This is a genomic window from Roseateles sp. GW821-FHT09H11, from assembly GCF_059415845.1.
In genome coordinates this window covers 977,810-999,926 of sequence record NZ_JBWKOA010000001.1, presented here as the reverse complement: position 1 = coordinate 999,926, position 22,117 = coordinate 977,810, and the positions used below count along the sequence as shown (strand labels likewise).

Below are 22,117 nucleotides of genomic sequence, written 5' to 3'. Positions count from 1 at the left end.
GTGGTAGTTCAGTTGGTTAGAATACCGGCCTGTCACGCCGGGGGTCGCGGGTTCGAGCCCCGTCCACTCCGCCAACATTAAAACCCTGTCGATGCAAATCAGCAGGGTTTTTTCTTTGGTCGTCGCTTTTGTTCTTCAATCAGATATCCGGATACTCGCGCTTGCGCTGCGCCGTATAACTCCACCAATCACGGGGAGGGCCGCCGTTCATGAAATCGACGGCGGCCATATAAGTATCCAGGACGCACGGGTCATGCCGCTGACCGGTGAGTTTGCAAATCCGCTGATACAGCGCGAAGGCATCGGCGCCCACGAGATCCATCGGCTGATGAATCCCCATCAACTCGAAATCCCGCACCATCGCCGGTCCGATGTTGGGAATCTGCCGCAGAGACGCGCATTCGGCGGCCGAGGCTGCTTTGCTGTGCGTCTTTCGCGCGCTCATGAGGGGGATGGCGGCGCTCAGTGAAAGCCGCCGGAACGGATCAGACCGACTGCCAGGCCTTCGATCGCAAACTCCTCATCGGGGGTGACCTCGATCGGTTGGAAGTCCGGGTTCTCCGGCAGCAGGCGAATGCCGTCGGCATGGCGCTGAAAGCGCTTCACGGTGACCTCTTCACCGATGCGCGCCACGACGACCTGGCCGTTGCGCGCCTCGCTGATCTTCTGAACGGCGAGCAGGTCGCCGTCCATGATGCCGATGTCCTTCATGCTCATGCCTTTGACGCGGAGCAGGAAGTCGGGCGCCTTCGAGAACATCGTGGGGTCGACGCTATAGTGCTGCTCGACATGTTCCTCGGCGAGGATAGGCGCGCCGGCAGCGACGCGGCCCACGAGCGGCAGCGTCAACTGTGCGAGGCTCGCCAGCGGGAGCGCGAACTGGCTGTGCTCCCGGGCGCGATTGACCTGACGCAAGGCGGTCGACGGCAGGCGGATCCCACGTGCGGTACCGCCGACCAACTCGATGACGCCTTTTCGCGCCAGAGCCTGCAGGTGTTCCTCGGCCGCATTCGCGGACTTGAATCCCAGTTGCTGCGCGATCTCCGCGCGGGTGGGCGGCGAGCCGGTGCTCTCGATGCTGTCGCGGACCAGATCGAAGATCTGCTGTTGCCGGGCAGTGAGTTTGGGCGGTGTATCCACGAGCAAGCCTTTTTTCCATTGAGGACCGGATGTCGAGAACGCGGCGACCCTGATGGTTCAAAGGCCGCCTGAGAATTCATCCAGCATCTGGATTTTTATACAGGAGACGAGAAATTGCAAAGTGTGGCCCAGACCCTCGTGATCATCGGCACCGGCGGGACCATCGCCGGGGCCTCCGGCAGTGCGACGGACAACGTCGGCTACAAGGCCGGCTCGCTGTCGGTCGAGTCGTTGGTGAGCGCGGTACCGGCGTTGGCGTCGAAGGCGCTTGAGGCTGAGCAGCTGGCTCAGCTCGACAGCAAGGACATGGATCACGCGACCTGGGCGCGACTCGCTCTTCGGGTGCGGGAGCATCTGGATCGCCCCGAGGTCCGCGGCATCGTGATCACGCATGGCACCGACACGCTCGAGGAGACCGCTTACCTGCTGCAGCGCGTGCTGGCGCCGAAGAAGCCGGTGGTCCTGACGGCCGCGATGCGCCCGGCCACGGCTATCCAGGCGGACGGTCCGCAGAACCTGCTGGATGCGGTGGCTGTTGCCGAAGCCGAAGGCGTGCGCGGCGTCGTCGCGGTCGTGGCGGGCCAGGTGTGGTCCGGGTTGGAGCTGCGAAAGACGCACAGCTATCGCCTGAACGCCTTCGAGGCGGGGCCTGACGCCGGTCCGCTGGCCGTGGTGGAGGAGGGGGCGCTGCGCCGTTTCCGCGACTGGCCGCAAGGTGAGGCGTTGGGTGTGGGTCTGCTTCCCGAAGACGCGTCGCGGTGGCCTTGGGTCGAGGTGCTCGGCAGCCACGCCGGCTCGGAAGCGCGTTCGCTCGACGCGTGGCGTGCGGCGGGGCTCCAGGGGCTGGTGCTGGCCTGCACCGGGAACGGCACGCTGAATCGTGCGCTCGACGCGCCGGTGCAGGCGCTGAAGGACGCCGGTATCCCGGTCTGGCGAACGACGCGCTGCGCGCAGGGGCGCATCGTCGGCGCGTCCGACGAGCCCGCGGCCGCGCTGTCGCCCTGGGCGGCGCGCATCGAATTGATGCTCACGCTGCTGCGCTCCCGCTGATCTCACAGCGCCAACGAACGCGCGCGCAAGCATGCGCCAACGAAAAAGCGCCGGCATCGCCGGCGCTTTTTTTCCATCGAGAGTCCGGAACGAGCCGGACCCGGATGATCAGACGATCGTCAGCGTGACGTCGATGTTGCCGCGCGTGGCGTTCGAGTACGGGCAGACCTCATGGGCTTCGGCGACCAGCTTCTCCAGCGCGGCGCGGTCCATGCCCGGCACGGAGATCTTCATCGACACGGCGATGCCGAAGGCGCCCGGCTTGTTGGCGTGGGGGCCGATGCCGACTTCGCTGGTGATCGAGACTTCGGCCGGCAGCGCGACCTTGTTGCGACCCGAGACGGCCTTCATCGCGCCGATGAAGCAGGCCGAGTAGCCCGCTGCGAACAGCTGTTCCGGGTTGGTGCCGGGGCCGCCGCCGCCGCCGAGTTCCTTCGGCGTGGACAGATCGACCTTCAGCGCGCCGTCGGACGATTGCGCGGTGCCTTGACGGCCGCCGGTGGCGGTGGCGGTGGCGGTGTAGAGGGCTTTTTCGATGGCCATGTGAGGCTCCTTGGTGGTGATGGGTGAGGGGTGAACGGACAACTCGGGGTCAGGTCTCGCCATCCTCGTCGACAGTGACGGGATCGGCGGGATCGCGTGCCAGATGGGTCAGTACATTGGCTCGCAATTCATGCAGGCGTCTTGTCAGCGACTCCAGTTCGGCGGGACCGCAGGCGCTGGCGCAGGCCAGTTGTTCGGGGATGGCGACGGCTTGCTCACGCAGTGCGCGGCCGGCGGGCGTCAGGTGGATCTCGACGCGGCGCTCATCGGCCATGGCGCGGCGGCGTTCGATGAGGCCGTTCGATTCCAGGCGTTTCAGCAGCGGCGTCAGCGTGCCGGAGTCCAGGTTCAAGCGTTGCCCCAGATCGGAGACGCTCGGGCCGTCGGTCTCCCACAGCACCAGCATCGCCAGGTATTGCGGATAGGTCAGGCCCAGGGGAGCCAGCAGCGGCTTGTAGAGCTTCGTCATCGCCAGCGAGGTCGAATAGAGCGCGAAGCACAGCTGAACATCCAGCTTCAGCCAGTCCGTGCCCGCGGGCGCCGGCTGGGCGCGGGTCGCGGCCGGGGCGGCGGCGATCTGCGGGTTGAAGCGCTTTGTGTTCGGCATGAGCTGAACTATAGCGAGCAATTAAATTGCACGCAATTGAAATGGTCTTTGAAGGCGGTTGACGGGAACTATCGGCGGCGGCGGCGCGAAGTTCCAGAAAGAAAAACGCCCCGGGGACAAGGGTCCACCAGGGCGTCGCTGTGGAGCGGGACGGGGGGCTCAGCCCGTCGCCTGGATCGCGTCCACCTGCTCGCTGAGCTCCAGCCACCGCAGTTCCGCGGCCTCGATCTCGTCGCCGATGGCCTTCAGGCGCTTGCCGGCGTCCGCGATCTGCGCGGGCGTCTGGCCCGCGCCCGACAGCTGCGCTTCCAGCGCGGCGCGTTCGTCCGCCCACGCCTTCATGCGGGCGTCGATCTGCTCCATCTCCTTGCGCAGCGGGCGCGTCTGCTCGGACAGCTTCTGACGGGCCTGGCCGCTGAGCTTGCGGTCCTCTCGCTTGACGGGGACGGGCGGCGTCACCGGCACGGCGGCCACGGGCGCCGCTGCCACGGCCACAGGGGCCGGCGCCGGGGCGGAGGCCGCGCTGCTGGCGCGCGCGCTGCGCAGGGCCTGCTTGGCCTCTTCCTTGGCGAGTTTCGCGGCCTCCTTGGACCGATCCAGCAGCCAGCGCTGGTAATCGTCCAGGTCGCCGTCGAAGGGCGCCAGCTTGCCGTCGGCCACCAGCCAGAACTCGTCGCAGACCTCGCGCAGCAGCGCGCGGTCATGGCTGACCAGCATGACGGTGCCCTCGAACTCGTTGAGCGCCATCGACAGCGCCTCGCGCGTCTGCAGGTCCAGGTGGTTGGTCGGTTCGTCCAGCAGCAGCAGGTTGGGGCGCTGCCAGACCAGCATCGCCAGCACCAGCCGCGCCTTCTCGCCGCCCGACAGGCTGCCCACGTCCTGGTTCACCATGTCGCCGACGAAGCGGAACTGGCCGAGGAAGTCGCGCAGCTCCTGCTCGCGGGCGTTCGGGCTGACCTCCTTGGCCAGACGGATCATGTGCATCAGCGGGCCTTCATCAGGCCGCAGCACGTCCATTTCCTGCTGCGCGAAGTAGCCGATCGACAGGCCCTTGCCCTCGGTGATCGTGCCGCCCATTGCGCGCTGCATGCGGGCGACCGTCTTCACGAAGGTCGACTTGCCCTGGCCGTTCGCGCCGAGGATGCCGAAGCGCTGGCCGGCCAGCACCGAGCGGTCGATGCCGCGCACGATGACCTTCTCGCCTTCGTCCGTGTCGTAGCCGACGGACACGGTGTCGAACATCAGCATCGGATTGGGCAGGTTCAGCGGCTCGCGGAACTCGAAGCTGAAGTCCGACGCCGTCAGCACCGGCGCGAGGCGCTCCATGCGCTCCAGCGCCTTCACGCGGCTCTGCGCCTGCTTGGCCTTGCTGGCCTTGGCCTTGAAGCGGTCGATGAACTTCTGCAGATGCGCCATGCGCTCCTGCTGCTTGCTGAAGGCCTGCTGCTGCTGGAGCATGCGCTCGGCGCGCATCGACTCGAACGCGGTGTAGTTGCCGCCGTAGCGGTACAGCTTTGCATCGTCCAGATGCAGCGTGACCTTGGTGATCGCGTCCAGGAATTCGCGGTCATGGCTGATGATGATCATCGTGCCTTCATAGCGCTGCAGCCACGCTTCCAGCCAGACCAGGGCGTCCAGGTCCAAGTGGTTCGTGGGCTCGTCCAGCAGCATCAGGTCGGACGGGCACATCAGCGCGCGCGCCAGCTGCAGCCGCATGCGCCAGCCGCCGGAGAAACTGTTGACCGGCGCATCGACCTGCGCGCCCTTGAAGCCCAGGCCCATCATCAGCGCCTGCGCGCGGGCGGGGGCGTCGAGGCTGCCGGCGTCCATCAGCTGCGCGTAGGCATCGGCGATGGCGTGACCGTCGTCGGCGGCTTCGGCCTCGGCCAGGGCCTGGCGCGCGGCCATCAGGCGGACGTCACCCTCCAGCACGAACTCGGTGGCCGGCATGTCGGTCTCGGGCATGTGCTGCGCCACTTCGGCGAGCGCCCAGTGACGCGGGATCTCCACGTCGCCCTTGTCGCTGTGCAGGCGGTCGGTCAGCAGCGAGAACAGGCTGGACTTGCCCGCGCCGTTGCGGCCGACGAGGCCGACCTTCTCGCCGGGTTGCAGCACGACGCTCGCGTCATCGAGAACGACCTTGGTGCCGCGGCGCAGCACGATGTTGCGCAGCGTGATCATGGGGAAACTCCTTGTTCGTCGTCATCGCCGAAGCCCGCGGCGACCAGCGCCTCGCGGGTCAGCAGCAGGACCTGGTCTTCGCCGGCGGAGGTCTCCAGCCAGGCGGATTCAAGTTGAGGGAAGGCAGCCTCGAAGAAGGCGCGCTCGTTGCCGATCTCCAGGACCAGCACCGCGTGCGGCGTCATCTGCGCGGGGGCGTCGGACAGCAGCGTGCGGATGAAGTCCATCCCGTCGGCGCCGCCCGCGAGGGCGAGTTCGGGCTCGGCGCGGTACTCGTGCGGCAGCGCCGCCATCGAGGTGCTGTTCACGTACGGCGGGTTGCACAGGATCAGGTCGTAGGGACCCTGCGCCGGCGCGAGGCCGTCGCCCTGCAGCAGCCGGATGCGATCGCCGAGCTGATGACGCTCGACGTTGATCGCCGCCACGGCGAGCGCCTCGGCGCTCAGGTCGATGGCGTCGACCGCCACATCGGGCCAGGCCATCGCGGCCAGCACGGCCAGGCTGCCGTTGCCGGTGCACAGGTCCAGCACGCGGGTGGTCTGGTCCGACAGCCACGCGTCGATGGTCGCGTCGGCCAGCAGCTCGGCAATGAAGCTGCGCGGCACGATGGCGCGCTCATCGACATAGAAGGGCACGCCCTGCAGCCACGCTTCGCGCGTCAGGTAGGCGGCCGGCTTGCGCGTCGCGATGCGTTCAGCGACCAGTGCCTCGACCTTCGCCCGGCCAGCGTCGTCGACGGCGTCGGCCTCGTGCTCGTCCAGCGCGTCCAGCGGCAGGTCCAGCGCCCACAGGCCCAGCCAGGCGGCCTCGTCGAAGGCGTTCGTCGTGCCATGCCCAAACGAAACGCCCGCCTCACGGAGGCGGGCGGCCTGGGCCTCGATCAATTCCAACAGCGTCACAGCAGCAGATTCTCCAGGGTGCGTCGGTAGATGCGCGTCAGCGGCGCGATCTGGTCCAGCGGCACGTATTCGTCGATCTTGTGGATGCTCGCATTGAGCGGTCCGAATTCCACCACCTGCGGGCAGAGCTTGGCGATGAAGCGGCCGTCCGAGGTGCCGCCGGTCGTGGACAACTCGGCGGTCACGCCGGTCTCGGCCTCGATGGCCGCGACGATCGCGGCCGACAGCTCGCCCACCGGCGTCAGGAAGGGCTCGCCGGACAGCGTCCAGTCCAGCGCGTACTCCAGGCCGTGGCGGTCCAGCAGCGCATGCACCCGCTGGCGCAGAGCCTCTGGCGTCGATTCGGTCGAGAAGCGGAAGTTGAAGTCCACCACCATCTCGCCCGGGATCACGTTGCCGGCGCCGGTGCCGGCGGCGATGTTGGAGATCTGGAAGGTCGTCGGCGGGAAATAGGCGTTGCCGCGATCCCATTCGCTCGCGGCCAGTTCCGCCAGGGCCGGCGCGGCCTGGTGGACCGGATTGCGCGCCAGATGCGGGTAGGCGACATGGCCCTGCACGCCGATCACGCGCAGCTTGCCGGAGAGCGAGCCGCGCCGGCCGTTCTTGACGGTGTCCCCGAGGCGCTCGACGGAGGTCGGCTCGCCGACGATGCAGTAGTCGAGCCGCTCGCCGCGTGCGCGCAGGCGCTCGACGCAGACCACCGTGCCGTCACGCGCCGGGCCTTCCTCATCGCTCGTCAGCAGGAAAGCGACGCTGCCGCGATGGTCGGGATGCATCGCGGCGAAGTCTTCCGCGGCGACGACCATCGCCGCCAGCGAGGTCTTCATGTCGGCCGCGCCGCGCCCGTACAGGCGGTCGCCGCGCACGGTCGGGACGAAGGGATCGCTGCTCCACTTCGCGAGGTCACCGGTGGGCACGACGTCGGTGTGGCCGGCGAAGACCAGCAACGGACCGTCCGCCGACTGGCCGCGGCGCACGGCCCACAGGTTGCTGACGCGGAAGTCGTCCGGCCCGCTGTCCATGCGTTCGAGCGTGAAGCCCGCCCCGGCCAGCCGCGCGCCGATCAATTCCAGGCACCCGGCATCGGCCGGCGTGACCGACGGGCGGGCGATCAACTGCTCCAGCAGCGCGAGGGTCAGGTCGTCCATCGGTCGGTGGGATCGTGTGTGCGGCGCGGGCCTCAGCCCGGCTGCACGTCCAGCGTGATGGAGGTGAAGTTGGCGGTGTCCTCGGCCGGTTCTTCCCGCTTCGGTGCGCCGGGGCCGCCGGGCTTGACGCCGGGGCCGTCGTTCTGCAGACGCCAGAGCAGGTTGGTCGGCGAGTCGGCGAAGGCCAGACCTTCCTCGCGGGTGATCGTGCCCTCGGTGATGAGGCGGGCGAAGTGTTCCTCGAAGCTCTGCGAGCCCTCGGCCATCGACTTCTCCATCGCCTCCTTGACGCCGGCGAAGTCGCCTTGCTCGATCAGCTCGGCGACGAGCTTGGTGTTCAGCAGGATTTCCGTGACCGGCACGCGGCCGCCCGCGGCGGCGCGCACCAGGCGCTGCGAGACCACCGCCTTCAGGCCGGCGCCCAGGTCGTTCAGCATCGCCGGACGCGATTCCGGCGTGTAGAAGGACATGATCCGGTTGAGCGCGTGGTAGCTGTTGTTGCCGTGCAGCGTGGCGACGACCAGGTGGCCCGACAGCGCGTACGAGATCGCGGCGGTCATCGTTTCGCGGTCGCGGATCTCGCCGATCAGGATGCAGTCCGGCGCCTGGCGCAGCGCGTTCTTCAGCGCGATCTGCAGCGACGCGGTGTCGCGGCCGACCTCGCGCTGGTTGACCAGCGAGCGCTTGTTGGTGAACAGGTATTCCAGCGGATCCTCGATCGTGAGGATGTGGCCGGTCATCGTCTGGTTGCGGTGCTCCAGCATCGACGCCAGCGTGGTGCTCTTGCCGGTGCCGGTCGCGCCGACCATCAGGATCAGGCCGCGCTTTTCGGTGATCAGCTTGGCCAGGATGGGCGGCAGGCCCAGGCTGTCCAGCGTCGGGATGACGTGCGGGATGTGCCGGAACACCGCCGCGATCGAGCCGCGCTGGCGGAAGCCCGACAGCCGGAAGCTGCCGACCTTGGGGATGGAGACCGCCAGGTTGAGCTCGCCGTTGGTGTCGAGCTCGGACATGTGCTGCGGGTCGACGACCTCGGAGATCAGCGCGCGCGGCTGGGCCGGGGTCAGGAGTTGATCCGACAGCTGCAGCATCTGCCCGTTGATCCGGATCAGCACCGGCATGTTGGCCGACAGGTAGGTGTCGGATGCGCCTTTCTCGGCCATCAGGCGCAGGATGCGCTCCATGTTTCCCGTGCTCATGCGGTCTCCTCCGGACGGATGATCTTCTTCAGCGTTGCGTCGTGAGGCTCGTGGGCTCAGGCGCGCAGCAGTTCGTTGATGGACGTCTTCGCGCGGGTGCCGGCGTCGACCTTCTTCACGATGATGGCGGCGTACAGGCTGTACTTGTCGTTCTTCGGCAGGCTGCCGCTGATGACGACGGAGCCGGCCGGGACGCGGCCGTACGTGACGGTGTCCGTCTCGCGGTCGTAGATCGGGGTGCTCTGGCCGATGTAGACGCCCATCGAGATGACCGAGTTCTCCTCGACGATCACGCCCTCGACGATCTCCGAGCGGGCGCCGATGAAGCAGTTGTCCTCGATGATGGTCGGGTTGGCCTGCAGCGGCTCCAGCACGCCGCCGATGCCGACGCCGCCGGACAGGTGGACGTGCTTGCCGATCTGGGCGCAGGAGCCGACGGTGGCCCAGGTGTCGACCATCGTGCCTTCGTCGACGTAGGCGCCGATGTTCACGTAGGACGGCATCAGCACGACGTTCTTCGCCATGAAGCTGCCGCGGCGGGCGACAGCCGGAGGCACGACGCGCACGCCGGCGGCACGCAGCTGCTCGTCGGTCTGGCCGCCGAACTTGGTCGGGACCTTGTCGAAGAAGGTCATGTCGCCGGCGCCCATCTGGCGGTTGTCGTTCAGGCGGAACGACAGCAGCACGGCCTTCTTGACCCACTGGTGCACGGTCCATTCACCGACGGCCTTGCGTTCGGCCACGCGCAGCGTGCCGGCGTCCAGGGCGGCGATCACCTCGTCCACCGCCGCGCGCACTTCGGGGCTGTTGGCGGAGGTCAGGTTGGCGCGGCCTTCCCAGGCGAGGTCGATGATCGATTGCAGGTCTTGCGTCATGGTGCGGGGATGTGTTCGAGGGGATGCGGGGAGAGCGGTGTGAGTGAAGCCGTGAGTGAGGCCGTGACTGAAGCCGTGAACGGTCAGGGCGACGGTTGAAGCTGCTTCACGAAGTCGACGATGCGGCGGGCGGCTTCCAGGCATTCGGCCTGTTCGGCCACCAGCGCCAGGCGGATGCGGCCGGCGCCGGGGTTGATGCCGTGGGCGTCGCGGGCCAGCAGGCTGCCGGGCAGAACGCCGACATTGTATTGAGCGAGCAGCCCCTGGGCGAAGCCAATATCGTTACCGTCTGGCACGGCCGCCCACAGGTAGAAACCCGCGTCGGGCAGGGCGACGTCGAGGACCTCGGCCAGCAGCGGCGTGACGGCGGCGAACTTGGCGCGGTACTGCGCGCGGTTGGCGACGACGTGGTCCTCATCGTTCCAGGCGGCGATGCTCGCGGCCTGGATCAGCGGGCTCATGGCCGAGCCGTGATAGGTCCGGTACAGCAGGAAGCGCTTGATCCACGCGGCGTCGCCGGCGACGAAGCCCGAGCGCATGCCCGGCACGTTGGAGCGCTTGGACAGGCTGGTGAACGCGATCAGGTTGCGGAAGTCCGGCCGGCCGAGCCGGGCGGCGGCCTGCAGGCCCGACAGCGGCGCGGCGTCGGGGCCGTCGCGGAAGTAGATCTCGGAGTAGCACTCGTCCGACGCGATCACGAAGCCGTGCCGGTCGCTGAGTTCGAAGAGCGTCTTCCACTCGGACAGCGGCATGACCGCACCGGTGGGGTTGCCCGGCGAGCAGACGTACAGCAGTTGGGTGCGCGACCAGGTCGCCTCGTCGATCCGCGACCAGTCGGCGGCGAAGTTGCGCGCCGGGTCGGAGTTCGCGAAGGCCGGCGTCGCGCCGGCCAGCAGCGCGGCGCCCTCGTAGATCTGATAGAACGGATTGGGGCAGACGACGGTCGCGCCGGGGCGGGACGGATCGATCACCACCTGCGCGAGCGCGAACAGCGCCTCCCGCGAACCGTTGACCGGCAGGATCTGCGTGGCGGGATCGAGCGCCAGCGCATAACGCCGCTGCAGCCAGCCTGCGATGGCTTCGCGCAGCTTGGGTTCGCCGGCGGTGGCGGGGTAGCTCGACAGGCCCTTGAGATTGGCCATCAGCGCGTCCTCGACCAACTTCGGCGCCGGGTGTTTCGGCTCGCCGATGCCGAGCGAGATCGGCCGGAACTCGGGGTTCGGAACGATGCCCTGGGTCAGGGCGCGCAACCGCTCGAAGGGGTAGGGGTTCAGCAGCGCGAGCCTCGGGTTGACCGGCGGGCTGACCGGAGGCGAAACAGGGGTGGAACTCATGCGCGGAATCATAGGGGGACCGGGATCCGCTCCCGGTACTTACATCGACAACGCAGGCTTGCCGATCAGAGTGAACCTCGACATCCCGGCGCGCCACAGCGGCAGGCCAGGCGTCCCTCGTGATGGGTCAGGCCGTAGTCGACGGTGATCTCGTCGCCCGGGCCGAGATCGCGCAACGCGAAGAAGCTGATCTCACCGTCCTCGACCTGGATGCGGGCATTCGGCTGGCAGCTGTGGTTCGTGAACCGCATCGCGTCCTGCGAGCGGCTCGCGTCGATCGCCCGTGCCGGTGACAGTTCCACCAGCATCAGCCGTTGGCTTTCCTGCGCGCGGCGGCGCGCCTCGGCGACGGTGATCGACTCGCCGGTCAGCAGGCCCAGCCGCGTGCCGGCGGGGATGGCCTCGGCCGCGAACACGCCGTAGCCGTCGATGCGGCTGCGCTTGAGCGCGACCGCGACGAACTGCGTGTCCGTGTCGTAGGCCAGGGCCATCAGGTGACGTCCGTCGAAGTTCCGCTCAGCCGCTCAGCGCAGCAGGCCGCTCTCGAAGCCGTGCGCGGGCAGGTCCACCGCCGGCAGCGGCTTCCAGCCCTTCTTGCGGTGCTCGGTCACGACGTTCGTGTAGATGCCGCCGCGGACGTACCACTTCGCGGTGATGCGGATGAAGCGCGGGTTCGTGACCTTCACGATGTCCTCGAGGATGGTGTTGGTCACCTTCTCGTGGAACGCGCCCTCGTCGCGATAGCTCCAGAAGTACATCTTCAGGCTCTTGAGCTCGACGCAGTACTGGTCCGCGATCATGTCGATCGTGAAGTGCGCGAAGTCCGGCTGGCCGGTCAGCGGGCAGTGGCAGGTGAACTCGGGGATCTGGAACTGGATGACGTAGTCGCGCTCCGGGGCCGGGTTGGGGAAGACATGGATCTCCTTGCTCGGGCGGCTCGGCGGATTGGGCGGCATGTCGCGCATCTTGGGCGGGACGGCCGTGTCAGCCTTCGCGGCCTTGATCGGTGCGACCATCTTCAGCTTCGAAGCCTTCAGTGCCTTGGTGGAGGACGCGGTCGACGCGGGCTTGACGGGGGTGTTCTTGGCCATGGGCGGGGGATGAATGCGGGTGGCGGCCGGGTCGCTGCTTCAGAGGGCGGCGGCGGCCGGAATGCGAAGGGCGCGATGGTATCATCCGCCGCGAATCGAGCGCCCCGTCAAGGGGCGTTTCCACAATCAAATCAAAGGCTTAGATCACGTGACGGCTGCGACGGCCGGTGATCCCACCCGATGCGACTGAACTCGATCAAGCTCTCGGGCTTCAAGTCCTTTGCCGATCCGACGACCTTCCAGCTGCCCGGGCAGCTGGTCGGCGTGGTCGGCCCCAACGGCTGCGGCAAGTCCAACATCATGGACGCGGTGCGCTGGGTGCTGGGCGAAAGCAAGGCCAGCGAACTGCGCGGCGAGTCCATGCAGGACGTGATCTTCAACGGCTCGGGCAACCGCAAGCCGGCCAGCCGCTCCAGCGTGGAACTGGTGTTCGACAACACCAGCGCCCGCGCCGGCGGCCAGTGGAACCAGTTCACCGAGATCGCCGTCAAGCGCGTCCTGACCCGCGACGGCACCAGCAGCTACTTCATCAACAACCAGCCGGTGCGGCGCCGCGACGTGCAGGACGTGTTCCTGGGCACCGGCCTCGGGCCGCGCGCCTACGCCATCATCGGCCAGGGCACGATCAGCCGGATCATCGAATCCAAGCCCGAGGAACTGCGCATGTTCCTCGAGGAGGCCGCGGGCGTCTCCAAGTACAAGGAACGCAGACGCGAGACCGAGCTCCGCCTGCGCGACACGCGCGAGAACCTGACCCGCGTCGAGGACATCCTCCGCGAGCTCAACAACAACCTCGAGAAGCTGGAGCGCCAGGCCGAGGTCGCCGCGAACTACCGCAACCTGCAGGAGCAGGGCACGCTGAAGCTGCACCAGCTGTGGTTCCTGAAGCATCGCGACGCGGCGGGCGAGGCCACGCGGGTCAAGACCGAGCACTCGGAGGCGGTCAACGCGCTCGAGGCCCGGATGGCCGAGCTGCGCCAGCTCGAGGCCGAGCTGGAGACCATCCGTCAGGCCCACTATGGCGCCGGCGACGAACTGCACGCCGCGCAGGGCCGCATGGCCGAGGCGCAGATGGAGGTCAGCCGGCTCGAGGAGCGCATCCGCTACGTCGTCGAAGGCCGCCAGCGGCTGGAGCAGCGCCTGGTCGAGCTGCAGGCGCAGAACCAGCAGTGGCAGGACCGCGCCGAGCAGGCGCAGGTCGAGCTCGAGGACGTCGCCACCCAGATCGCCCAGGCCGAGGAGCAGAGCGAGATCCTCGCCGCCCAGGCCGAGGAACAGGCGATGAAGCTGCCCGAGGTCGAGGACCAGGTACGCGCCGCGCAAGGCCGCGCCAACGAGCAGCGCACGCAGGTGACGCAGGTCCAGCAGCAGATCCAGGTGCTGGCCGCGGAGAGCCGCAGCGTCGACGAGCAGCTCAAGGGCCTGCGCGGCCGCCGCGAGCGCCTCGCGCAGGAGCGCCAGGGCCTGGCGGCGCCGCAGCACGACAAGCTCGACGAGGTGAAGCGCCTGTCGGTCGCCGCCGATGAACAGCAGGCCGTCGCCGACGCGCGTCTGGCGGAACTCGCCGAAGCCGCGCCCGCCGCCGACGAGGCCCGCCAGCACGCGCAGCGCGAATCGCAGCAGCAGGCCGCGAGGCTGACGGACATCGTCGCCCGCCTGACCGCGCTGCGCGCGCTGCAGGAGAAGGTGCAGACCGAAGGCAAGCTCAAGCCCTGGCTGGCCAAGCACGGCCTGCAGGACATCAAGGGCCTGTGGACGCAGCTGCACATCACGCCGGGCTGGGAGAACGCCCTCGAGGCCGCGATGCGCGAGCGCATGGGCGCGCTCTCGGTCGGCCGGCTGGAGACGGTGCAGGCCTTCGCGTCCGATCCGCCGCCGGCGCGGCTGGCGTTCTATTCGCTGCCCAGCGGTGAGATCGTCAACACGCATCGCGCGCTGTCGCCGCTGAGCGACCTGCTCAAGCTGGAGTCCAACGGCCTGAAGGCGCTGCTGAACGACTGGCTCGAAGGCATCTACACGGCGGAGTCCATCGGCGACGCGCTGGCGCAGCGTCCGAAGCTGACCCATGGCGAGCTGATCATGACCCGCGACGGCCACGCGGTGAGCCAGTTCGCGGTGAGCTTCTACGCCCCCGACAGCGAGACCGCCGGCCTGCTGGCCCGTGCGCAGGAGATCGAGAACCTCGAGCGCGAACAGCGCGCGCAGACCCTGATCGCCGACGAGTCGCGCGCCCAGGCCGTGCGCGCCGAAGCGAGCTACACGGACGCGTCGCAGCGGCTGGCCGTGGTGCGCCGCGAGGCCTCGGAAACGCAGGCCCGCGCGCATCAGCTGCAGGTCGAGTTGCTGCGCCTGGCGCAGCAGACCGAGGCCGCCGTCGCGCGCCGCACGCAGCTCGACGACGAACTCGGCGAGATCGACGCGCAGCACGAAGCGCTGATGGAACGCCGCATGGAAGGCGAGGCGCGCTTCGAGGAACTGGATCTGCAGCTCGCGACGACGCAGGAAAAACATGCCGAGCTCGACGAGTCGGTGATCAACGCCGAGCGCAAGCTGACCGAGGCCCGTGAGCATCAGCGCGTGCTGGAGCGCCGCGCGCAGGAGGCGGTCTTCAGCGCCCGCGCGCTGGCGGCCAAGCGCGGCGAACTGCAGCGCGGCATCGAAACCTCGCGCCAGCAGGTGCAGGTCAACGAGCAGACGGTGCAGAGCATGGCGCAAGAGCGCGCCGAGCTCGACGACGCCGCCGCGCAGGCCGGCCTGCAGGACGCGCTGGCGCTGAAGATGGAGCGCGAGCAGGCGCTGGCCGTCGTTCGCGCCAACTACGACGACCTCAGCCAGCGCCTCAAGCGCAGCGAAGAGCAGCGCATGACGATCGAGCGCGCGCTCGAGCCGCTGCGCGAGCGCATCACCAAGCTGCAGCTTGACGAGCAGGCGGCCGCGCTCGGCGGCCAGCAGTTCATGGAACAGCTGGTGGCGCAGAACGTCGACCTGGAGGCGCTGGCGAAGGGCGTCGAGGACGGTGGCGTCAAGCTCTACGGCCTGCAGGGCGAGATCGACCGCATCAACCGCGACATCGCGGCGCTGGGCGCGGTGAACCTGGCGGCGCTCGACGAGCTGGGCGCGGCGCGCGAGCGCAAGACCTTCCTCGACTCGCAGATGGCCGACCTCACCAGCGCGATCACGACGCTGGAGGACGCGATCCACAAGATCGACCTGGAGACGCGCGACCTGCTGGGCTCGACCTTCACCCAGGTCAACGAGCATTTCGGGCGCATGTTCCCGAGCCTGTTCGGCGGCGGCCAGGCCAAGCTGGTCATGACCGGCGACGAGATCCTGGACGCCGGCGTGCAGGTGATGGCGCAGCCGCCGGGCAAGAAGAACTCGACCATCCACCTGCTGTCGGGCGGCGAGAAGGCGCTGACGGCGATCGCGCTGGTGTTCGCGATCTTCCAGCTGAATCCGGCGCCGTTCTGCCTGCTGGACGAGGTGGACGCGCCGCTGGACGACGCGAACACGGAACGCTACGCGCGGCTCGTGCAGGAGATGAGCAAGATCACGCAGTTCCTGTTCATCTCGCACAACAAGATCGCGATGGAGATGGCCCGTCAGCTGATCGGCGTGACGATGCAGGAGCAGGGCGTGTCGCGCATCGTGGCGGTGGACATGGAATCCGCGCTGGCGATGGCCGAGCAATGAGGATGACGACGGTGATCGCGGCGCACGAAGCGCACAAGGCGCACGAGCCGCGCGGGGCCGCAGGAGCAAATGAGCGATGACGACGGACTGGAACCTGACGACGCTGTTGGCCGCGCTGGGCGGCGTGGTGCTGGTGGGGCTGCTGGCGCAGGGCTGGTGGAGCGCGCGCAAGGCGGGCCCGCGGCGCGCCGAGCCGATCGTGCCGGCGGGCGACCGCCAGGAGCCCAGCCTGGGCGCCGGCGGCGCCGCGACGGGCCAGTCGCCGGTCACGCTGGACGGCACGGCCGACGGCGAGGCGGTGGACTCGCGCACGATGGATCTGCGCACGCTGGACGAGACGGTGCCGGCGATGGCGCGGGCACGCAAGGCGTCGACGCGGATCGACGCGCTGATCGACGCGATCGCGACGATGACGCCGGAGTCGCCGGTGAGCGGCGAGATGGCGCTGTCGCACCTGCCGGGCAGCCGGCGCGCGGGCACGAAGCCGTTCCACATCGAAGGCCTGAATGCGGACAGCGGCGAGTGGGAGCTGCCGCATCCGGGCCAGCGCTACGGCGAGTTCCAGGCGGGGCTGCAGATGGCCAACCGCAGCGGGGCGCTCAACGAGATCGAGTACTCGGAGTTCGTGCAGAAGATCCAGGGCTTCGCGGACGGCATCGGTGCGATGCCGGAGTTCCCGGACATGCTGGACGTCGTCGGCCGGGCGCGTGAGCTCGACCAGTTCGCGGCGGGCCACGACGCGCAGCTGGCGATCGTGCTGAAGGCGCGAGGCGCGGCGTGGACGCTGGGCTTCGTGCAGCAGGGGGCGCTGCGGCACGGGTTCGTGCCCGGATCGATTCCCGGCCGGCTGGTGATGCCGGCGGCCGAGGAGGGCGCGCCGCCGCTGCTGACGCTGAACTTCGATGCCCAGGCGGCCCTGGCGGAAGACCCGCAAGCCTCGGCGCTGCGGGAACTGACGCTGTCGCTGGACGTGCTGCAGACGCCGGAGGCGCTGGAGCCGTTCGCGACCTGGCAGGAATCGGCGCGCAACCTGGCCCGCGACTTCGAGGCCGACCTCTGCGACGACCGCAACCAGATCCTGAACCTGCATGCGTTCCAGTCGATCGGACAGGAACTGTCGGAGCTCTACAAGTCGCTGGCCGCGCGCGATCTCGCCGCGGGCAGCGCGGTGGCGAGACGCCTGTTCAGCTGATCGCCGAACGCGCCTTCGAATGAGCAACGGGCACCCGCAAGGTGCCCGTTGCTCATTCCGGCAGGGACTCAGGGCAGACCTGGATGCAGGAGCGGCATATCGGCTCCTTCTTCAGGGCTCCCAACAACATGCTGGCGTGGGCGACCCCGCTCGAGGTACTTCTGGGTCATCGCCTGTACGAGGCACCGATCGAGCGAGAGGCCGCGTGGCTCTACCGACAGGACGCCGACGTCCGTCTCAGGGCGGTGCTCGGCGCCGCCCATGACGAACTGATGCATCGGAGGGCGTGATGCACGCCATCTGGCACTCTCGAAAGGACGACCTCAGTCTGTCAGCCAGCGAGGCTCGGCCTCTTCTTGCCGAAGACGCGGAGTTCCAGGCATTTCTCTCGGCGCATCCCTTCATCGATCGGGTGCGGAGCGCTGGGGGACGAACGAGAATCAGCGGACAGAACCGATGGCGGCTTAAACCTTTGCCGTCGCAGCGCTTTCAGGTGCAGTCGCCAACAACCGCCGCACCTCCTCATCCGTCGTCTGCTCGAACCGCTCGTACCACTGCCCGACGGAGCGGAAGCGCTCCGGCGTCCGCGCGCAGATGACCTCGTCCGCGTCCTGCGTGATCAGGTGGCAGGTCTCCGCCGACGACACCGGCACCGCCACGACGATCCTCGCCGGCCGCAATTCCCGCAGCGCCTGCACGCCCGCGCGCATCGACGCGCCCGTCGCCATGCCGTCGTCCACGAGGATCACCTGTCGGCCGTCGACCGGTGGCATCGGCCGGTCGCCGCGATAGAGCTTCTCGCGCCGGTGCAGCTCGCGCGTCTCGGCGCGGGTCACGAGGTCGATCGCGGAATAACTGATCGCCAGCTGCTGCAGCACCTGCGTGTTGAGCACGCGCACGTCGCCCGAGGCGATGGCGCCCATGGCGTACTCGGGCTGTCCGGGCAGGCCCAGCTTGCGCACGACCAGGATGTCCAGCGGCGCTTCCAGCGCCCGCGCGATCTCCGCCGCCACCGGCACGCCGCCGCGCGGCAGCGCCAGCACCGTCACATCGTCGCGATGCGCGTAGGCCGTCAGACGGCTCGCCAGTTGTCGGCCCGCATCGCGCCGATCCAGGAATCGCTGCTCAACAGCCATCAGCAACCGGGCACGTGACTCCGGATCGGGGACGTCGGAGGAGGGGCGGACAAGCAGCATGGCGTGGGCTTCCGGGGACATGATGGCCTCGCAACGGCGGTGTTTCCATCCCCAGGACAGAGCAAGCCGGATGCCCGTGCCGGCGTGGCCTCCCTCGGTTCACGGGCGCGCGATTTGCCGATGAGTGGATTCCATCGAATCCGCCGTCGAGGTCCCCATGCCCAGCAGAACCACCTCCACGTCCTCCACGGGCAGCCGCAAACCGGCCCCGCGCCCGGCCAGTCGGAGCACCTCCGGCGCGAGCCGCAAGCGCGCTTCCAATGCCGACCGGGCGTCGCCCGCAAAGGCGGCGCACCCCAAGGCCCGGGGCAAATCCGCCGACGCGGCGTCGACCCGGGGCGACAGCGACGACGCTCCCGCCGCGCGCCGCGCGATCTGGAAGGGCGCGATCAGCTTCGGTCTGCTGCACGTGCCGGTGGCGCTGTATCCGGCCTCCCGGGACCAGCGCGTCGACTTCGACTGGCTCGACAAGCGCACCATGGACCCGGTCGGCTACAAGCGCATCAACAAGCGCACCGGCAAGGACATCGACAAGACGCAGATCGTCAAGGGCGTGAAGCAGGAGAACGGCGACTACGTCCTGGTCTCCGACGACGAGATCCGCAAGGCCTATCCGACCACCACGCAGACCATCGAGATCGAGACCTTCGTCCCCGCGACCCAGGTGTCCTTCGTCTACCTGGAAAAGCCGTACTACCTCGAGCCCATCGGCAAGTCCGGCAAGGTCTACGCGCTGCTGCGCGAGGCGATGGCGGACGCCGGCCTCATCGCGATCGCACGGCTGGTGATCCACAGCAAGGAACACCTGGCCGCGCTGCTGCCCGCGGGACCGGCGCTGATGATCGGCATGCTGCGCTGGGCCAACGAGATCCGCCCCTGCGACGACCTCGACCTGCCCGCCGAGGGCAAGTCGGCGCATGGCTTCAAACCCGCCGAACTGCAGATGGCGCGCCAGCTGATCGACGAGATGAGCAACGACTGGCACCCCGAGGACTACCACGACGAGTTCACCGCCGCGATCCGCGCGCTGATCGCGCGCAAGGTCGACGAGGGCGAGACGGAGACCGTCACGCCGCTCGAGGCCGCGCCCGAATCGGCGGGCGAGGGCGGCAACGTCGTCGACCTCACCGAGCTGCTGCGCCGCAGCCTCGGCGGGAAGTCGAAGAAGAAGGCGGCCTGAGCGCCGCGGACAAGCGAGGAGCCGTTCGATGCCGACCGCAGCGCGCCAGGATCCGCTGTCCCGCTACCGCCAGAAGCGGGACTTCCGCATCACGCCCGAGCCGGACGATGCCGGACATGACGCGGGGCCTGCCCGCCCGCGGGCGAAGCGTCCGGCCCGCGGCAGCACATCGGCAACGACGTCGGCCCAGGCGCTGTCCTTCGTCATCCAGAAGCACTGGGCCAGCCACCTGCACTACGACTTCCGACTGGAGCTCGACGGCGTGCTGCTGAGCTGGGCGGTCCCCAAGGGGCCGTCGTACGACCCGAAGGAACGCCGCATGGCGATCCACGTCGAGGATCACCCGCTGTCCTACGGCGGCTTCGAAGGCACGATCCCGCCGAAGCAGTACGGCGCCGGCGAGGTGATCGTCTGGGACAACGGCACCTGGACGCCCGAAGGCGATCCCCACGACGGACTGCGCGACGGCAAGCTGGTGTTCCGCCTGCACGGGCAGAAACTGGCCGGGCTGTGGCAGTTGATCCGGACCTCGCGCGGCGACGCCAAGCGCGAGCAGTGGCTGCTGATCAAGAAGCACGATGGCCTGGAGCGTCCGCATGCCGAGTTCGACGTCACCGTCGAGCTGCCTGACAGCGTCATCCAGCATCCGTTGGGACGGGCGGCGGCGCGTGGCGTGGAGCCCGCCAAGCCTGCCAAATCGACCAAGCCCACCAAGCCCACCGGATCCGCCAAGGCGGTGAAGGCCGATGGCGTGTCAGCGGGCGGATCCGACGACCCGTCCACCGGCATCGGCGATGGCGCCGAACCCGACCTGAGCCGCGCGAAGAAGGCGCGGCTGCCCGCCGAGCTCACGCCGCAACTCGCCACCTTGGTCAGCGCGACCCCGCCCGGCGACTGGATCGCCGAGGCGAAGTTCGACGGCTACCGGTTGATGGCACGGGTCGACAAGGGCAAGGTCCGGCTGATGACGCGCGGCGGCAACGACTGGACCTCCCGTCTGCCGTCGCTTGCCGAGGCGATCAAAGGCCTCGACATCGACAGCGGCTGGCTGGACGGTGAGATCGTCGTGCTGCGCGACGACGGCGCGCCCGACTTCAACCTGCTGCAGAACGCGATCGGCCATCCGAAGCGCACGCAACACGAGGACATCGTCTACTTCCTCTTCGACCTGCCGTTCCTGAACGGCCACGACCTGCGCGAAGTGCCCTTGATCCACCGCCGCGCCGTGCTGCGCGCGTTGATGGCCGGCCACGAGGGCGAACGCCTGCGCTTCAGCGAGGACTTCGCGGTGCCGCCCGAGGAGATGCTCGCCGCCGCGTGCCAGATGCGGCTCGAAGGGCTGATCCTGAAGCGGCCGGACAGCGGCTATGTGTCCGCCCGCAGCGACGCGTGGGTGAAGCTGAAGTGCCAGCTGCGGCAGGAGTTCGTGGTCGTCGGTTTCACGGACCGGTCCGACGGCGCGAAGGCACTGGGCAGCCTGCTGCTCGGCTACTACGAGGACGGCGAACTCCGCTACGCCGGGCGTGTGGGCACCGGCTGGTCGCTGAAGCAGGCCGGCGAGATGCACCGGCAGCTCACGGCGATCGAAGTCAAGAGGCCGCACTTCGACGAACAGACCATCGCCCGCAGTCACTGGGCCCGCATCACCGGTCGCGCCGGGGGCGCCGCGCGCTGGGTGAAGCCCACGCTCGTCGTCGAAGTCGCCTTCGCGGAGTGGACGCCGGACGGCCACGTGCGCCACGCATCGTTCCAGGGCGAGCGCGAAGACAAGGCGCCGAAGGACATCGGGCGGGAATCGGCCAAGCCCGCCGAGGCGGTCAAGGCGCCGAAGTCCTCCGGGTCTTCGAGCGCGGCGGCCAAGACCACGGCCAAGACCACGGCCAAGACCACGGCCAACACCACGGCCAACACCACGGCCAAGCGTTCGAGCAAGGCGAACGCATCGGCCTCAGCCACGTCCGGACAGTTGCGCATCACGCATCCGGAGCGCGTCATCGATCCGTCCACCGGCCACACGAAGATCGAGCTGATCCGCTTCTACGAAAGCGTGATCGAGTGGATGCAACCGCACCTGGGGCGGCGACCCGTCGCGATCGTGCGCGCGCCCGACGGCATCGAGGGCCAGCTGTTCTTCCAGAAGCACGTCGAGGGCGACGCGCTCATCGTCCTTCCCGATCCGGCCGCGCTGATGCACTTGACGCAGATGAACGCGATCGAGTTCCACACCTGGAACGCGCAGGACGACAAGCTCGACCGCGCGGACCGCTTCATCATCGACCTGGACCCGGGCGAGGGCGTCGCATTCCCCGCGGTCGTGGACGCGGCGCGCATCACGCGCGCGCTGCTCAAGGAACTCGGCCTGCGGAGCTGGCTGAAGACCAGCGGCGGCAAGGGCCTGCACGTGGTGGTCCCGCTGGCGCGGCGCCACGACCATGCGACGGCGAAGGCCTTCAGCCAGGCCCTCGTGCAGCATCTGGCCGAGACCTTCCCGAAGAAGTTCTCGGCCAAGAGCGGACCGAAGAACCGCGTCGGGAAGATCTTCCCGGACTACCTCCGCAACGGGGAAGGGCAGACCACCGCCTGCGCCTTTTCGGTCCGCGCGCGCCCCGGCCTGGGCGTGTCGATGCCGATCGACTGGGACGAGCTCGACGACGTCAAGCGCGGCGACCAGTGGACCCTCGCCAACGCGCGCGACCGGCTCAGCTTCCAGAAGGCCGATCCGTGGAAGGACTACTGGACCAGCCGCCAGACCTTGACCCAGGGCATGAAGCTCCTGGGACTCTGAGCGC

At 68.6% G+C, this 22,117-nt stretch carries 19 protein-coding genes; 6 read left to right on the top strand and 13 right to left on the bottom strand.

Features of this window, described 5'->3' with window-relative positions:
- Positions 1-139: 139 nt before the first annotated feature.
- Together AC07PR_RS03990 and lexA are read right to left on the bottom strand one after the other, a co-directional pair.
- Positions 140-445, bottom strand: coding sequence for a helix-hairpin-helix domain-containing protein (locus AC07PR_RS03990; protein ID WP_483106170.1), 306 nt, complete (start codon positions 443-445; stop codon positions 140-142).
- 17 nt (positions 446-462) lie between these two features.
- Positions 463-1,140 (bottom strand): transcriptional repressor LexA, encoded by a 678-nt coding sequence (lexA, locus tag AC07PR_RS03985; RefSeq protein WP_495134481.1) that lies wholly within the window; start codon positions 1,138-1,140, stop codon positions 463-465.
- A gap of 123 nt (positions 1,141-1,263) precedes the next feature.
- Between lexA and AC07PR_RS03980 the strand changes: the two genes are divergently transcribed.
- Complete coding sequence (locus tag AC07PR_RS03980) at positions 1,264-2,190, top strand: asparaginase (protein WP_495134840.1); 927 nt, start codon at positions 1,264-1,266, stop codon at positions 2,188-2,190.
- 108 nt (positions 2,191-2,298) lie between these two features.
- On the opposite strand, the gene AC07PR_RS03975 is transcribed toward AC07PR_RS03980, so the two are convergent.
- The 10 genes from AC07PR_RS03975 to queF all read right to left on the bottom strand — a co-directional run bounded on the left by AC07PR_RS03975 (position 2,299) and on the right by queF (position 11,932).
- Positions 2,299-2,733, bottom strand: a complete 435-nt coding sequence (locus AC07PR_RS03975) for an organic hydroperoxide resistance protein (protein WP_377155381.1) — start codon at positions 2,731-2,733, stop codon at positions 2,299-2,301.
- Positions 2,734-2,782: 49 nt separating this feature from the next.
- Positions 2,783-3,340, bottom strand: coding sequence for a MarR family winged helix-turn-helix transcriptional regulator (locus AC07PR_RS03970; protein WP_495134480.1), 558 nt, complete (start codon positions 3,338-3,340; stop codon positions 2,783-2,785).
- Between the two features lie 159 nt (positions 3,341-3,499).
- Entirely contained in the window at positions 3,500-5,521 is a 2,022-nt protein-coding gene (locus AC07PR_RS03965; protein WP_495134479.1) for an ATP-binding cassette domain-containing protein, read from the bottom strand.
- Entirely contained in the window at positions 5,518-6,420 is a 903-nt protein-coding gene (gene prmB / locus AC07PR_RS03960) for a 50S ribosomal protein L3 N(5)-glutamine methyltransferase (RefSeq protein ID WP_495134478.1), read from the bottom strand. The genes AC07PR_RS03965 and prmB overlap by 4 nt, the downstream gene beginning before the upstream one ends.
- Positions 6,417-7,568, bottom strand: a complete 1,152-nt coding sequence (gene dapE, locus AC07PR_RS03955) for a succinyl-diaminopimelate desuccinylase (protein ID WP_495134477.1) — start codon at positions 7,566-7,568, stop codon at positions 6,417-6,419. The genes prmB and dapE overlap by 4 nt, the downstream gene beginning before the upstream one ends.
- Before the next feature lie 32 nt (positions 7,569-7,600).
- Positions 7,601-8,767, bottom strand: coding sequence for a PilT/PilU family type 4a pilus ATPase (locus AC07PR_RS03950; RefSeq protein WP_377155375.1), 1,167 nt, complete (start codon positions 8,765-8,767; stop codon positions 7,601-7,603).
- A gap of 56 nt (positions 8,768-8,823) precedes the next feature.
- On the bottom strand, positions 8,824-9,642 hold the full coding sequence (gene dapD, locus AC07PR_RS03945) for a 2,3,4,5-tetrahydropyridine-2,6-dicarboxylate N-succinyltransferase (RefSeq protein WP_431103279.1): 819 nt from the start codon (positions 9,640-9,642) through the stop codon (positions 8,824-8,826).
- Between the two features lie 83 nt (positions 9,643-9,725).
- Complete coding sequence (gene dapC / locus AC07PR_RS03940) at positions 9,726-10,976, bottom strand: succinyldiaminopimelate transaminase (protein ID WP_495134476.1); 1,251 nt, start codon at positions 10,974-10,976, stop codon at positions 9,726-9,728.
- A 65-nt stretch (positions 10,977-11,041) separates the two neighbouring features.
- On the bottom strand, positions 11,042-11,467 hold the full coding sequence (locus AC07PR_RS03935) for an SET domain-containing protein (protein WP_377155372.1): 426 nt from the start codon (positions 11,465-11,467) through the stop codon (positions 11,042-11,044).
- A 33-nt stretch (positions 11,468-11,500) separates the two neighbouring features.
- Positions 11,501-11,932 (bottom strand): preQ(1) synthase, encoded by a 432-nt coding sequence (gene queF, locus AC07PR_RS03930; protein ID WP_377161962.1) that lies wholly within the window; start codon positions 11,930-11,932, stop codon positions 11,501-11,503.
- A 315-nt stretch (positions 11,933-12,247) separates the two neighbouring features.
- On the opposite strand from queF, the gene smc reads away from it, so the two are divergent.
- The 3 genes from smc to AC07PR_RS03915 all read left to right on the top strand — a co-directional run bounded on the left by smc (position 12,248) and on the right by AC07PR_RS03915 (position 17,242).
- The gene (gene smc, locus AC07PR_RS03925) at positions 12,248-15,760 is read left to right on the top strand and encodes a chromosome segregation protein SMC (RefSeq protein WP_495134475.1); all 3,513 of its coding nucleotides are present in this window, start codon (positions 12,248-12,250) and stop codon (positions 15,758-15,760) included.
- A 76-nt stretch (positions 15,761-15,836) separates the two neighbouring features.
- Positions 15,837-16,952, top strand: a complete 1,116-nt coding sequence (locus tag AC07PR_RS03920; RefSeq protein WP_377155370.1) for a cell division protein FtsZ — start codon at positions 15,837-15,839, stop codon at positions 16,950-16,952.
- 83 nt (positions 16,953-17,035) lie between these two features.
- Complete coding sequence (locus AC07PR_RS03915) at positions 17,036-17,242, top strand: hypothetical protein (RefSeq protein ID WP_495134474.1); 207 nt, start codon at positions 17,036-17,038, stop codon at positions 17,240-17,242.
- A gap of 174 nt (positions 17,243-17,416) precedes the next feature.
- Here the strand turns inward: AC07PR_RS03915 and AC07PR_RS03910 are convergent, their stop codons facing one another.
- Positions 17,417-18,088 carry a phosphoribosyltransferase gene (locus tag AC07PR_RS03910; protein WP_495134839.1) on the bottom strand — a complete coding sequence of 224 codons (672 nt, stop codon included), beginning with the start codon at positions 18,086-18,088 and terminating at the stop codon, positions 17,417-17,419.
- A 217-nt stretch (positions 18,089-18,305) separates the two neighbouring features.
- Here AC07PR_RS03910 and ku point away from each other — a divergent pair, with 217 nt between their 5' ends.
- Together ku and ligD are read left to right on the top strand one after the other, a co-directional pair.
- Positions 18,306-19,328 (top strand): non-homologous end joining protein Ku, encoded by a 1,023-nt coding sequence (gene ku / locus AC07PR_RS03905; protein ID WP_377155367.1) that lies wholly within the window; start codon positions 18,306-18,308, stop codon positions 19,326-19,328.
- Between the two features lie 28 nt (positions 19,329-19,356).
- The gene (ligD, locus tag AC07PR_RS03900) at positions 19,357-22,113 is read left to right on the top strand and encodes a DNA ligase D (RefSeq protein ID WP_495134473.1); all 2,757 of its coding nucleotides are present in this window, start codon (positions 19,357-19,359) and stop codon (positions 22,111-22,113) included.
- Positions 22,114-22,117 lie beyond the last annotated feature (4 nt).